A 13,700-nucleotide genomic window follows, 5' to 3' on the forward strand; every position below is an offset into this window, starting at 1 on the left:
CAGCTTCAACGAGCTGTTTTTTGGCTTCTTCTGCATCTTGTTTAGATACAGCTTCTTTAATAGAAGCAGGAGCACCGTCAACTTTGTCTTTTGCTATTAACTCCTCGATTTTTTGAGTAAATTTTGAGATATACATTTATATCCCTACTAATATTGAACCCTTATCTTTTAATAAGCCTTTAATTTATCAATTCTTCTCGTTAATTCATTGGAATAATGCTTCCCTAATCTGGCACTGTTTTCTTTTACCCATTTAGATAAAAAGATTGAGCCGGTGCGTTCTGCTGTTGGAATATGCAAAAGGTTATCCATCAAGCTTCTTATTTCGTCTTTGGTAATAAACACATCACCAATTATTTTTCCTATAGCAACAGACAATGCATAAGCAAGGCTGGGAGGAAAAGGGACAATAGCTCTTTTACAGCCTATCTCGTCGCCAATCATTTTTACTAAATCTTTATATTTAAAATCCTCAGGTCCAACAGCAGGAAAAACTCCATTAGTGCGAGATTCTCCTTGTTCTACCGCAATATCCGCAAGATCATCAACATGAATAGGCTGAATGTAGTAGCTACCATCACCAAAACACGGAAAAACAGGTAACTTACGCAAGGTCCACGCAATATTATTAATCAGTATATCTTCATCTCCAAATAACACCGTGGGCTGTAAAACGGCATAACTTAACCCGGAGTTCTCTAGGGCTTGTTCCAGTTTGGCTTTTCCTTGAAAATATTCAAAAGGAGAATTCAAACTCGCATTAGAAATACTCACATGCACAAAACGTTTAACTCCTGCATCTTTGGCAGCCTTAAAAAGAGTAAGCGTATTTTCTACAGCATCTGCATGATTGAATCTTTTATGATTAAACCTAACCCAATATGTATTATACACAACGTCAACACCCTCTAAAGATTGTGTTAATGCCGCTAAATTATCAAAATTAAAAGGGTATGCTTTTATTTTTCCCTGCAATGGGCTTTTTCTATTTGGGGAGTTTGTCAAGGTAATAACTTCATGCCCTTTTGATAAAAGGCGTTCAGAGATATAACGTCCTGAAAATCCAAAGGCACCAGTAACAGCGTGTTTTTGATTAGTCTCCATAAAAGCCCTTATATTACCTTAGTTTTATTGATTATGACAAGTTATAGAATATCGTTTTATTGAAATCATGTGAATTTCCTCTAAAACAGCCTCATTGCAAAGCTCCGTTTTGCGTTATTTTCTGTAATAGTCTTAAAATATACAATGCTTTAATACACCGTTTTTTTGCCTATAACAACAAAAAAGAGACAGGCTCTCACCTGTCTCTAATAATACTAAATTAATCAAATTGAAATTACTTAATTTCAACTTCAGCGCCAGCTTCAACGAGCTGTTTTTTGGCTTCTTCTGCATCTTGTTTAGATACAGCTTCTTTAATAGAAGCAGGAGCACCGTCAACTTTGTCTTTTGCTTCTTTAAGTCCAAGACCTGTAAGAGCACGAACAACTTTGATAACGCCGATTTTGTTAGCGCCTGAAGCTTTAAGAATAACATCAAATTCTGTTTTTTCTTCTTCAGCAGGAGCACCAGCACCGGCAGCAGGAGCTGCCATCATTGCCATTGCAGGAGCAGCAGCAGAAACACCAAATTTTTCTTCTAACTCTTTAATAAGTTCAGAGAGTTCTAACACGGTCATATTTGAAATAAATTCAATAACTTGTTCTTTAGTAACAGACATTTTCTTCTCCTTGGAAGATTTAGAAATATTAAAAAACTTTGCTTAACTTTAAATCTTTAAAACAAACGACAACTAAGCGTTGGTAGCCTTTTTCTCTTCTATTGCTTTTAAAGCATAGAGCATACCACGAATTACGTTTGCAAATAAAGACACAAAATTAGTTGGTACAGCGTTCATTGTACCAAGCACCTGAGCCAAGAGTTCCTGTCTGCCCGGAAGCTTGGATAAAGCTTCTAACTGAGCAACACTAAGGAACTGTCCTTCAAGGCTGGCGTGGCGGATTTTGAGCGTTTTACTGGTTTTTACAAACTCAGTAACAACTTTAGCGAGAGCAACGGGATCAGCTGATCCTAATGCTACTGCACAGTTTTCTTTAAAGTTGTCTTTTATAACGTCATGAGGACCGTCAGTGAGTGCAAGCTTTGCGAGAGTATTTTTAACGACACATAGGTCGCCATTTTGTTCACGCAGCTTAACTCTAAGACGAGTCATTTCTTCCACCGGCATACCCTTGAAGTCGGTCACTACAGCGATTGATGCTTTATCGGCTTTTGACTTAATTGCATCAATAATTGTAGCTTTTTCAGACCTGTTCATATTTGTCTCCTGGGGTGTGTAAAACACACTAGCCTTTAATAAAATTAAAGACTGTTCACTGATTTAATAAAAAATCAGCTGCCTAAGGTGGAAGTTGCTAAGCCAAAGTTCTGTCTCGGCAGGAAATTAAGAATATATAAATATTCACCTGCTTTCTTCAACTAGCTACTTCCTGTATCTGCCAATAAAGCTCAAACAAAAGATTAACTTTTGTAAAGCCCTACTTTAACAACAAAGGTTATTTTAAAACTATTTCTTGTATTTCATATTTCAAAAAAACAAAAAATGAAATTCTAAAACAACCTCTGAGGATAAAGCAGTTTAAATATATTAACCTTCTATAAACTTACGAATCACAGTAGGGTCAACTTTAAAGCCGGGTCCCATGGTTGTTGAAACAGCCATTTTCTGCATATAAGTACCTTTAGCAGAAGAAGGCTTTAAACGATTTACTGAGTCAAGTAAGGCTTTAAGGTTGTCTAAAATCTTTTCTGAACCAAAGCTGACTTTGCCTAAAGGAGCGTGTAAAACGCCGGCTTTATCAACTTTAAATTCAACACGACCGGCTTTAACTTCTTTAACGGCGTTAGCAACATCAAAGGTTACGGTTCCTGTTTTGGCGTTTGGCATAAGTCCTCTTGGTCCTAAAATACGACCAACTTGACCAACTAAAGCCATAACGTCAGGGGTTGCTATTACAGAATCAAAGTTGATGTTACCTTCTTTAATTTGGGCAACAAGTTCTTCTGCTCCTGCAATATCAGCACCGGCGGCTTTCGCTTCTGCTTCTTTATCGCCTTTACAAAAAACTGCAACACGTACTGTTTTTCCGAGTCCGTGAGGTAGTGCGCAAGCACCTCTTACCATTTGATCTGAATATTTTGGGTCAACCCCGAGACATAGAGCTACGTCAACGGTTTCATCGAACTTTACAAAAGAAGAACCGACAGCCTTGCTAACAGCTTCTTCTATATTAAGTTTTTCTAAACTCTCTTGACCTTCTATTGCTTTGCGGTATTTTTTTCCATGCTTGGGCATTATACTTTCCTTCGTTCACAATCTCCTGCTAAAACTTATAACATCTGCATTTACATAGCTATAGATTATCCAGCAGTACAGTTGATTAAAACGCTATTTAACTTCAATACCCATACTTCTGGCTGTGCCGAGTATGGATTTTTTAGCAGCATCAAGATCTTTTGCAGTAAGATCGGGTAATTTAAGAGCTGCTATTTCCTCAAGCTGTTTTTCGGTAATGCTACCAACTTTATTACGGTTAGGTTCGCCTGAACCTTTTTCCAACTTAGCTGCTTTAGCAAGTAAAACAGACGCAGGAGGGGTTTTGGTAATAAAGCTAAAAGAACGGTCATGGTAAACAGTGATTACAACAGGGGTAATAACACCTTTTTGATCAGCTGTTTTAGCATTAAACGCCTTACAAAACTCCATAATATTAAGACCATGCTGACCAAGCGCTGGACCTACCGGCGGCGAAGGGTTAGCTATTCCGCCCGGAATTTGAAGTTTTATTTTGGCAACTTCTTTCTTAGCCATTATATTTCCTTTATATTCTGTTTATAATTATGTAACTCATAAAAAAAACAGATTAAAAACCTAACTTATTGTAAAAACAATATGAAGGCAAAAACAGGTTATTAAACGCCGAGTTTTCCCTCTTTAGGATTAGCCTTTATTAACTTGTACAAAATCAAGCTCAACGGGGGTTTGACGTCCAAAGATAGAAACGCTTACGCGTAATTTACCTTTATCATAGTTAACGTCTTCGACAACTCCGTTAAACCCGCCAAAAGGTCCGTCAATAACTCTAACTTCATCACCATGTTCAAAGTTAAACTTAGGACGTGGTTGTTCTTGGCGACTTTCCATAGTGGAAAGTAATTGCATAGCTTCGCTTTCAGGCATAGGAGCTGGGCGATTTTTTCCACCAATAAAACCGGTAACCTTTGGAATGCTTTGTACTAAATGCCAAGAATGGTCTGTCATAACCATTTTTACCATTACATAGCCTGGATACAGCTTGCGAGTGGAAGTCTTTTTCGCACCCTTAACAAGCTCAACGACTTTCTCGACAGGTACAACGACCTCTTCGATCAGTCCGCCATCTTGACCCGTTCGCATTATCTCACGGATAGTCTGCACAACTCGGTTTTCAAAACCTGAATAAGTGTGTACAATATACCAACGTGAGCTTGGTGAGCTTTGGACATCATCGTTCATCATTATAACTCTGGCTTAAGGGCTGTAAAAACAAGCAACTTCAACAGAAGAAGCTCTCAAGACAAGCTATTTCTAGCTTAACTCACTTTTAACTTAATATAAAACTAACTTAAGGACGAGATAATCCAATTTATTAAGTTAAACAATCCAAAGTCTACAATACCTAGATACACGGTCATGAAAAGAACAAAACCGAGTACGGCGAAAGTAGTTACTTTTATCTCCGGCTTAGTTGGCCAAGTAACCTTTTTGATTTCAGACACTGAGCCTCTATAAAACTCACCGGCAGATTCAAACCAAGACTTTTCTGTCTTAGATGAATTATTGTGGGATTTGTCTTTATCTTTGGTTGCCGCCATAATTGCCTCTACTTAAAAATTAAATGGCAGGACAGGAGGGATTTGAACCCCCAGCCCGCGGTTTTGGAGACCGCTGCTCTACCGTTAGAGCTACTGTCCTGCACTATAGAAAACTACTTAGTCTCTCTGTGAACTGTAACTTTATTATCCCAAGGACAAAACTTTTTCAGTTCAAGACGACCTGTAGTATTTTTCTTGTTTTTAGAAGTAGCATAGTTACGACGCTTACACTCAGTGCAGGCAAGCAGAATATTAACTCGCATGATTACTCCAATATCTCAGAAACAACACCAGCACCAACAGTACGTCCACCTTCACGAATAGCAAAGCGTAAACCTTGTTCCATCGCGATTGGTACAATAAGATCAACTGTAAATACAGAGTTATCACCAGGCATAATCATTTCTACGCCTTCAGGAAGAGCGATAATACCGGTAACGTCTGTAGTACGGAAGTAAAACTGAGGACGATAACCTGTAAAGAATGGAGTATGACGTCCGCCTTCTTCTTTAGAGAGAACGTAAACTTCTGCTTTGAATTTTTTGTGAGGAGTAATTGATTTAGGAGCAGCCAATACTTGACCACGTTCAACGTCTTCACGCTTAACACCACGGATAAGAGCACCAATGTTATCACCGGCTTCACCGCGATCAAGCAGCTTACGGAACATTTCAACACCGGTACAGGTGGTTTTAACAGTATCTTTAATACCAACGATTTCGATTTCGTCGCCAACTTTGATTATACCGCGTTCTACACGACCGGTAACAACAGTACCACGACCAGAAATAGAAAATACGTCTTCGATAGGCATCAAGAAAGGCTTATCAATATCACGAACAGGCTCAGGAATGAAACTGTCGCAAGCGTCTAAAAGTTCAACGATAGGTTTGGCTTCAGCAGAGTTAGGATCGCTAGTTTCAAGACCTTTTAAAGCTGAACCACGGATAACAGGAATGTCATCACCAGGGTAGCCATAGCTTGAAAGAAGTTCACGAACTTCCATTTCAACAAGCATCAACAACTCTTCGTCTTCAACCATGTCGCATTTGTTCATAAAGACAACAAGTGAAGGAACGCCAACCTGACGAGCAAGCAAGATATGCTCGCGAGTCTGAGGCATAGGACCGTCAGTCGCGGCAACAACCAAGATACCGCCGTCCATTTGTGCGGCACCGGTAATCATGTTTTTAATGTAGTCAGCGTGGCCCGGACAGTCAACGTGAGCATAGTGACGTTTCGCAGTCTCATACTCTACGTGAGATGTAGAAATAGTAATACCACGCTCTTTTTCTTCAGGCGCCTTGTCGATTTGATTGTAATCAACAAACTTACCGTTTCCAAGAAGACCGGCTACTTTAGTAATAGCAGCAGTCAAAGTAGTTTTACCATGGTCAATGTGACCGATGGTACCAATGTTTACGTGCGGTTTCGTACGCGCGAATTTTTCCTTACCCATGAGTATCTCCCTCAAATGTAGTGTTGGACAGTTCAGTAACAAACTGATACTTCCGCTTAATTAAAATACCAATGGAGCCCACAAGCAGAGTTGAACTGCTGACCTCATCCTTACCAAGGATGTGCTCTACCTACTGAGCTATGTGGGCGAATGCTACAGCCTAAGGGAGAACCTTGGACAAAATGGAGCGGGAAACGAGATTCGAACTCGCAACCCTCAGCTTGGAAGGCTGATGCTCTAGCCGTTGAGCTATTCCCGCACAAGCCGTAGTTCTCCGACAGGTTTCTGTCTCCTACAGCGTCAAAAAAAAAAAAAATGGTGGTGGAGGGTGGCTTTGAACCACCGAAGCCCTACGGCGACAGATTTACAGTCTGTTCCCTTTGACCACTCGGGAACTCCACCAAACTGGAGCTGGTGATAGGAATTGAACCCACAACCACCTGATTACAAATCAGGAGCTCTACCTATTGAGCTACACCAGCAACGAAGAATTTGTATTTAACCGTGACTAAAAAAAAAAGCAAGCAAAAAAATGATTTTTTTTTAATTTTTTTTAGATTTTATCAAACAAACATAAAAAATTAATATAATTTATATAGTTACGCTTGCAAGCAAAATAGGCTCATAATAAATTCATACAGCCTTATATAATACAGCAATAAATAAAAACTATCAAGCAACAAATACAACAAATCTATATAAAGCAAGTTTTTAAAAGCAGCTTGACACACAACAACAAATTCACATAAACTAAATAGAGTTTGTTTGTAAAAAATATGTTAACGATAACATATTTTAAATCTTCCCTATGTATAAGTTAATATAAGCTAAATATAAAAACAAATTTTATAGAGCAAAAATGCAAGACAAACCAACAAATACCACTATTAAATATAACAAAAAAAACAGCGGACGCATTACTATAAAAGATGTGGCTGTTGATATTGGCGTTAGTCTTATGACGGTATCAAGAGCCTTGCACTCCCCCAACTTAGTTTCAAAAAAAAACTTACTACGCATTCAAGCAAGCATAAAAAAATTAGGTTACCTACCTAATCGCTTAGCAGGAAGTCTTTCGGGAGCATCAACAAAACAAATTGCCGTACTTATTCCCTCTATTTCCAACGCTGTCTTTTCATCAATGCTAAACGGACTAACGGAAATCCTTGAACCGGCTGGTTTTCAAATTCTTTTGGGTAATTTCAGATACAATCTTGATATAGCCGAAAATCAAGCAATAGCCTTTTTAGGTTGGATGCCCGATGCAATTGTTATGGTAGGCACACTCCCCCCTTTGGCAAGAGAAATAGCAAAAAAAAATAACGTTCCTGTTGTTGAAATCCTCGAACTACTCGATAACCCTCTCGACATTAATGTTGGAATTTCTCACGAACAAGCCGGATACGCCTCTGGCGACTACCTTATCTCTTGTGGTTATAAAAACTTTAATATCATAACAGCCAAGCTTAACGTTGATATACGTGCCGCTCAACGCATAAAAGGCTTTACTCAAAGACTAGAGCAAGAAAAGTTAGCACAGCCTAAAATATACGAAATTGATGTTCGTTCTTCAATTATCTCAGGTAGAACGGGCATGCAAAAAATTATTCAAACCGGCAAACTGCCTGATGTTGTTTTTTGCACTAATGACAACACTGCTTTTGGTGTTTTGTCTGCCTGTAACGAGGCTAAGATCAGCGTTCCTGAAACAATGGGAATAATGGGCTTTAACGGTCTTGATATTGCTCTTTATTCATATCCGCAAATTACAACCACAAAAGTAGATATGTACAATATGGGAATAAAAGCGGGCGAAACAATTATTGCACGCCTAACAGAAAAAACTATCCCCTTAAAACGTATAGAAACAAACTTTTCTATAGTACCCGGGGCAACCACAAAAAACATAATAAAGTAAGGAGTATAATATGCCAGCTATTCTTGGTTGTATTGCCGACGACTTTACCGGCGGAACAGACCTCGCCAACACTTTGGTGCGTCAAGGAATGCGAACGGTACAAACCTGTGATCTACCTGCCGACGACTTAAAAATACCCGACGCAGACGCCATTATAGTTTCTTTAAAATGTCGCTCTATTGACCCCAGAGAGGCCGTAAAACAATGCCGTTCCGCATTAGCTTGGTTAAAAAAACAAGGTTGTCAATATTTTCTTTGGAAATATTGCTCAACTTTTGACTCAACCCCAAAAGGGAATATAGGGCCGGTAGCAGAAGCATTATTAAATGACTTAGGAGCTGATTATACTATTGTTTGTCCCGCCTTCCCTTTAAACGGACGTACCATATATAAAGGACAACTTTTTGTCGGCGATCTTCCTTTATCCGAAAGCAGTATGAGAAATCACCCTGTTACACCAATGAGAGATTCAAACTTGATTCGACTTTTAGAGCCACAAGTTACGGAAAAAGTCGGACTAATCACTTGGGAAACAATAAGACAAGGTGCTGATGCCATCAATAAAGCATTAACACAACTCAGCTCAAACAAAGTACGCTATATTGTTACTGACGCTCTTGAGGATAAAGACCTTATTACCTTAGCCGAAGCCTGTTCAAAATTATCTTTGATCACAGGCGGAAGCGGAATTGCACTCGGCTTACCTGAAATGTATCGCAAGCAAGGGTTGCTCAAAACTTACAATACTCCCGTCTCGCTTCCAAAAATCACAGGCGGAACTGTTATTTTATCAGGGAGTTGCTCAGAAGCAACAAGAGGACAACTTGCACGCCTTGCAGCTAAAAATGAAGAAAATTCAGATACATCAAAAGCCCCTGCTTACCCAATGTTCCAACTTGACCCTTTAAAAATATCCACAAACCCAAACTTTATAAAACAAGCCGCACAATGGGCAAAAGAACAGCTTTTAAATAATCGTATACCCGTACTTTATGCCAGTGATGCACCGGAAGCAGTCGCAGCCGTTCAAAAAGCTTTAGGACAAGAAGCCTCGGGAGCTTTAATAGAAAACGCTTTAGGCGAACTTGCAACCGATTTATATCAAGCCGGTGCGACTCACTTTATTGTCGCAGGCGGTGAAAGTTCGGGTGCGGTTGTTAAAGCCTTAAAAGTTCCTGCCTTACAAATAGGTCAACAAATAGCCCCGGGAGTTCCTTGGACGGTTAGCGTAGACACAGCAGGCAAACAAATCGCCATAACCTTAAAATCAGGTAACTTCGGCGGAATTGACTTTTTTGAACAAGCCGTTGCCCTTCAACCTTAAGTAAAATTTTAAATAAATCACTTCTAACAACTTAATATATATTAATTAATTAAAAAGTTTAAGAGGCTTTTATGCAAAGTGAAAATGAAATAAGAAACAAAATGGTTCAAACAGGTCGTTCTTTCTTTGAACGAGGTTTATCAGGCGGTTCATCGGGTAATATGAGTGCCTTATTACCTGACGGTTGTCTCTTGGTAACCCCGACGGGTTCCTCTTTGGGCGGCTTGATTCCCGAGCGTTTAAGCAAAATTTCTCCAAACGGAGAACATATCTCAGGTGATAAACCCACAAAAGAAGTGTTTATGCATCAAGCCTGTTATGCCTCAAGACCAGACTGTAAGGCCGTTGTACACCTACACTCTCCTTATGCTGTTGCCATATCATGCTTGGCAGACTTACAACCTGATGACTGCTTACCGGCAATAACTCCATATTTTGTAATGCGAATAGGTTCTTTGCCTCTTGCTCCTTATATCAAACCGGGAAGCGAGGTTATCGGAGAACAAATCAGAACACTTTTACCCGGGCGAGTTGCGGTTTTACTAGCCAATCACGGACCTGTCGTAACCGGAAAAAGTTTAGATGATGCCGCCAACAACAGTGAAGAGTTGGAAGACAGTTGTCGCCTCTTTCTTATGTTAAAAGGACACAAAGTACGTCTTTTAACAGAAGAAGAACGCTTGGCTCTTATCAACAAAAACTAGTTCAAACTATTAAATATAACAAAATATCCGGAGCATATAATGCCTAAATTTGCCGCCAATTTAACCATGATGTTTAATGAATATAAGTTTGAAGATCGCTTTTCCGCCGCTGCGGATGCCGGTTTTAAAGCCGTTGAATATCTTTTCCCTTATGATTTTGAACCTGATTTTTTAGCCAAACAACTAGAAAAAAATAATTTGACCCAAGCTCTTTTTAATCTTTATCCCGGTAATTGGGAAAAAGGTGAACGTGGTTTGGCTTGTCTTCCGGGGCGTGAAGATGAGTTTATTAAAAGTGTCGAAAAAGCCATACCTTACGCCAAAGCTTTTTCTTGCCAACGCTTGCACGCAATGGCAGGGTTAACTCCGCAAGGTATTGAAAAAGCAACTTTACTGAAAACATACAAAGAAAATATCGCTCAAGCTGCCAACTTGTTAAAACCACACGGAATTACGCTCTGTCTTGAACCGATAAATCAACGCAGTATGCCGGGATATTTTTTAAATAAGCAAGGTGATGCGGTTGAAATAATTAAAGAGCTCAACACAGAACACGGAACAGATAATGTTAAATTACAATTTGACTGTTTTCATTGTCAAATGGAAGAAGGTGCTGTTTCTTTAAAATTGCGAGAGTTCTTTCCTTATACCGCCCACTATCAAATAGCCGGAGTACCCGAACGCCACGAACCAAACACGGGCGAACTTAATTATGCATATATTTTTAACCTGATAGATGAACTCGGTTATCAAGGCTATATTGGTTGTGAATATATTCCTCTAGCAAAAACCGTTGACGGACTTTCTTGGTTTACCGCTCTTTAATTAGGAAACTTAACTTATAAAATAATTTTAATGTTAACTTAATAATCGGCATAAAAGATCAAACAATCTAAAAGGAGGCATGAAAAATGTCTAAACAATGTTACGGGGTCGTCGGTCTTGGTGCCATGGGCATGGGCATGGCACAATCAATGGTAAAAGAAGGGTTAGAGACTTGGGGTTGCGACCTTAACCCCAAGGCACTGGAAACATTTAAAGCAGCAGGCGGAAAAGTTGCAAAAGATGTTCATGAGCTGGTAAGTAAGGCAGATGTTATTTTTTTGGTTGTTGTTAACGCCGAACAAGTTGAAGCCGTCTTATTTACTTCGGGTGCTTTTGAAAAAATTAAAGCCGGTGCTGTAGTAATCGTTTGTAGCACAGTCAAACCTGAATACGCCGAAAGCGTAGGGGAAAGATTGGCAAAACGCAATATTTTAATGCTTGATGCTCCTATTTCTGGCGGTGCCGTAAAAGCCTCTCAAGGACAAATCACGGTTATGGCTTCAGGTCCGCAAGAAGCTTTTGATAAAGCACAAAAAGGCTTAGATGCTGTTGCTGCAAAAGTTTATTGTTTAGGAAAAGAAGCGGGAAAAGGCTCGGGCATGAAAGTTGTAAACCAACTCCTCGCCGGAGTACATATTGCCGCCGCCGCCGAAGCCTTAGCTTTTGGTATACGAATGGGGCTTGATCCTGAGAAAGTATATGAAGTTATTACCAACGCCGCCGGTAATTCATGGATGTTCGAAAACAGAGTTCCGCATATTCTTGCAAACGATTATACTCCGCTCAGTGCTGTTGATATTTTTGTTAAAGATTTAAACATAGTACTTGATACAGCCAGAAAAGTAAGTTTTCCTGCTCCGCTATCAGCCGCCGCACATCAACAATTTATACATGCCAGCGGTGCCGGATTTGGAAGAGAAGACGATTCTGCCGTAATCAAAGTTTTCCCCGGAATTAAACTCCCCAAAGGGAAGTAAGAGAAGTAAACTATTATTGATTTGAGTTTAACATTTGGCTAAAAAAACAAGATAAAATAACCTAATACACAAATAATATAATAAAGGAGAGTCTCAATGGAGATTAGCAGTAATCAAATGGCTCTAAGCTTGACTGTTGGTATCATTACTTTAATCGTTTTGATTTTATGGACACGCATTCACGCCTTCCCTGCTCTGCTCATAGCCGCTATTTTAACAGGAATTGTTGGGGGCATGGGCTTTTTACCGGTTATGGAGTCTATTACTAAAGGTTTTGGCTCTACGCTAGGAAGTATAGGTTTAATTATTGGTCTTGGAATTATGATGGGGGAACTCTTTGAGATCTCAGGTGCGGCAAAGCGAATGGCGAAAACCTTTATCTCTTTTTTTGGAAAAGGCAGAGAAGAAATAGCTTTAGCTGTTACCGGTTTTATTGTTTCTGTTCCTATCTTTTGTGATTCCGGCTTTGTTATTTTATCTCCTTTGGCAAAAGCAATTTCTCGTCGCACGGGAAAAAGCGTAATAACTCTTGGTGTTGCTTTGGCTGCCGGTCTTGTTGTTACTCACCACTTAGTACCGCCAACCCCTGGTCCTGTTGCCGCCGCAAATAACTTTGGGGTTTCTATCGGTGTTATGTTAATCTGGGGTGTGTTGCTGGCAATTCCCGTAACAATATCCGCTGTACTCTATGCACGTTATATCGGAAATAAAATTTTTAGATTACCGGCTCTTGACGGAGAAGGTTATGTTAATCAACCATATCCTGTCGGTGCTGGTGGAAAATGGCTTGAAGAAAGAGACGATGACGCAACTTTACCTTCAGCATTTATGTCTTTTCTTCCTATTTTAGCTCCGGTTGGTTTAATTGTTGCGGGAACTCTTGCCAAAATGTTCGGCTTGCAAGGCGTACTTGGTACAACAATACAAGGTTTCGGCCACCCCGTTGTGGCTGTTGGAATAGGCTTATTAATCGCTATTTACGGCTTAACTCCCGGGCGTTTTTCTCGTGATGAAGTTGTTGATGCAATGGATAAGTCTGTGCGTCAAGCAGGGATTATTCTTTTTGTTACCGGTGCCGGTGGTGCGTTAGGTGCCGTATTACGTGATAGCGGAGCGGCTAAGAGTGTTGCGGAAGCTATTGCTACTTTAAACTTATTGCCTATTCTTCTGCCTTTAATTATTGCAACGATAGTACGTCTTCTTCAAGGCTCGGGGACTGTAAGTATGATTACAGCTTCTTCCATTGTTGCACCGATGGCTCCAACTTTAGAGTTAGACCCTGTTCTAGGTGCGTTGGCGTGTTGTGCCGGTTCATTATTCTTCGGATATTTTAACGACAGTTACTTCTGGGTTGTTAACCGTATACTTGGCGTTAGCAATGTCAAAGAACAAATTAAAATCTGGTCTGTTACAACAACAATTTGTTGGGCAGTAGCCAGCACAATTCTGATCATTGCCAGTTTTATTGTATAAAAACACAGTAAAACTTTAACAAAAAGCCCCCTTTAAGATATTTATAAATCTTGTTGGGGGCTTTTTATATTAACTACTTATTGACTACTAGTTTTACAACAGA

The 13,700-nt window shown here is 39.7% G+C and carries 15 protein-coding genes, 5 tRNA genes and 1 pseudogene; 6 read left to right on the forward strand and 15 right to left on the reverse strand.

What is annotated here, in order from left to right; genetic code table 11:
- From BT999_RS11355 to BT999_RS11425, 15 genes and pseudogenes are all read right to left on the reverse strand, one after another.
- Positions 1-94, reverse strand: a pseudogene (locus BT999_RS11355) (ribosomal protein L7/L12); the annotation flags it as partial.
- A gap of 74 nt (positions 95-168) precedes the next feature.
- Complete coding sequence (locus BT999_RS11360) at positions 169-1,104, reverse strand: NAD(P)H-binding protein (protein WP_072697912.1); 936 nt, start codon at positions 1,102-1,104, stop codon at positions 169-171.
- Positions 1,105-1,339: 235 nt separating this feature from the next.
- Positions 1,340-1,723: a 50S ribosomal protein L7/L12 gene (gene rplL, locus BT999_RS11365; RefSeq protein WP_072697913.1), complete on the reverse strand. Its 384-nt coding sequence runs from the start codon at positions 1,721-1,723 to the stop codon at positions 1,340-1,342.
- 72 nt (positions 1,724-1,795) lie between these two features.
- Complete coding sequence (gene rplJ, locus BT999_RS11370) at positions 1,796-2,320, reverse strand: 50S ribosomal protein L10 (RefSeq protein ID WP_072697914.1); 525 nt, start codon at positions 2,318-2,320, stop codon at positions 1,796-1,798.
- A gap of 330 nt (positions 2,321-2,650) precedes the next feature.
- Positions 2,651-3,358, reverse strand: coding sequence for a 50S ribosomal protein L1 (gene rplA, locus BT999_RS11375; RefSeq protein WP_072697915.1), 708 nt, complete (start codon positions 3,356-3,358; stop codon positions 2,651-2,653).
- Between the two features lie 93 nt (positions 3,359-3,451).
- Positions 3,452-3,874: a 50S ribosomal protein L11 gene (rplK, locus tag BT999_RS11380; RefSeq protein ID WP_072697916.1), complete on the reverse strand. Its 423-nt coding sequence runs from the start codon at positions 3,872-3,874 to the stop codon at positions 3,452-3,454.
- A 129-nt stretch (positions 3,875-4,003) separates the two neighbouring features.
- A complete protein-coding gene (gene nusG / locus BT999_RS11385; protein ID WP_143145570.1) occupies positions 4,004-4,558 on the reverse strand; it encodes a transcription termination/antitermination protein NusG in 555 nt (184 codons plus the stop codon).
- Positions 4,559-4,662: 104 nt separating this feature from the next.
- Positions 4,663-4,917: a preprotein translocase subunit SecE gene (gene secE / locus BT999_RS11390; protein ID WP_072697918.1), complete on the reverse strand. Its 255-nt coding sequence runs from the start codon at positions 4,915-4,917 to the stop codon at positions 4,663-4,665.
- Positions 4,918-4,941: 24 nt separating this feature from the next.
- A tRNA-Trp gene (locus BT999_RS11395) sits at positions 4,942-5,017 on the reverse strand.
- 13 nt (positions 5,018-5,030) lie between these two features.
- The gene (rpmG, locus tag BT999_RS11400; RefSeq protein ID WP_072697919.1) at positions 5,031-5,180 is read right to left on the reverse strand and encodes a 50S ribosomal protein L33; all 150 of its coding nucleotides are present in this window, start codon (positions 5,178-5,180) and stop codon (positions 5,031-5,033) included.
- 2 nt (positions 5,181-5,182) lie between these two features.
- Positions 5,183-6,376: an elongation factor Tu gene (gene tuf / locus BT999_RS11405; protein ID WP_072697920.1), complete on the reverse strand. Its 1,194-nt coding sequence runs from the start codon at positions 6,374-6,376 to the stop codon at positions 5,183-5,185.
- A 72-nt stretch (positions 6,377-6,448) separates the two neighbouring features.
- Positions 6,449-6,524: transfer RNA gene (locus BT999_RS11410), tRNA-Thr, on the reverse strand.
- Between the two features lie 35 nt (positions 6,525-6,559).
- Positions 6,560-6,635, reverse strand: a tRNA-Gly gene (locus tag BT999_RS11415).
- Positions 6,636-6,692: 57 nt separating this feature from the next.
- Positions 6,693-6,778 (reverse strand) — tRNA-Tyr (locus BT999_RS11420).
- A 4-nt stretch (positions 6,779-6,782) separates the two neighbouring features.
- A tRNA-Thr gene (locus BT999_RS11425) sits at positions 6,783-6,858 on the reverse strand.
- Between the two features lie 377 nt (positions 6,859-7,235).
- Here BT999_RS11425 and BT999_RS11430 point away from each other — a divergent pair.
- The 6 genes from BT999_RS11430 to BT999_RS11455 all read left to right on the forward strand — a co-directional run bounded on the left by BT999_RS11430 (position 7,236) and on the right by BT999_RS11455 (position 13,597).
- Positions 7,236-8,294 (forward strand): LacI family DNA-binding transcriptional regulator, encoded by a 1,059-nt coding sequence (locus BT999_RS11430; RefSeq protein ID WP_072697921.1) that lies wholly within the window; start codon positions 7,236-7,238, stop codon positions 8,292-8,294.
- 10 nt (positions 8,295-8,304) lie between these two features.
- Positions 8,305-9,618, forward strand: coding sequence for a 3-oxo-tetronate kinase (gene otnK, locus BT999_RS11435; protein ID WP_072697922.1), 1,314 nt, complete (start codon positions 8,305-8,307; stop codon positions 9,616-9,618).
- A 71-nt stretch (positions 9,619-9,689) separates the two neighbouring features.
- The gene (otnC, locus tag BT999_RS11440; protein ID WP_072697923.1) at positions 9,690-10,322 is read left to right on the forward strand and encodes a 3-oxo-tetronate 4-phosphate decarboxylase; all 633 of its coding nucleotides are present in this window, start codon (positions 9,690-9,692) and stop codon (positions 10,320-10,322) included.
- A gap of 39 nt (positions 10,323-10,361) precedes the next feature.
- A complete protein-coding gene (gene otnI, locus BT999_RS11445; RefSeq protein ID WP_072697924.1) occupies positions 10,362-11,147 on the forward strand; it encodes a 2-oxo-tetronate isomerase in 786 nt (261 codons plus the stop codon).
- Positions 11,148-11,233: 86 nt separating this feature from the next.
- Entirely contained in the window at positions 11,234-12,124 is an 891-nt protein-coding gene (ltnD, locus tag BT999_RS11450) for an L-threonate dehydrogenase (protein WP_072697925.1), read from the forward strand.
- Between the two features lie 96 nt (positions 12,125-12,220).
- A complete protein-coding gene (locus BT999_RS11455; RefSeq protein WP_072697926.1) occupies positions 12,221-13,597 on the forward strand; it encodes a GntP family permease in 1,377 nt (458 codons plus the stop codon).
- The last annotated feature ends 103 nt before the right edge of the window (positions 13,598-13,700 follow it).

Origin of the sequence: Desulfovibrio litoralis DSM 11393 (assembly GCF_900143255.1) — a bacterium.
Classification (GTDB): domain Bacteria; phylum Desulfobacterota; class Desulfovibrionia; order Desulfovibrionales; family Desulfovibrionaceae; genus Frigididesulfovibrio_A; species Frigididesulfovibrio_A litoralis.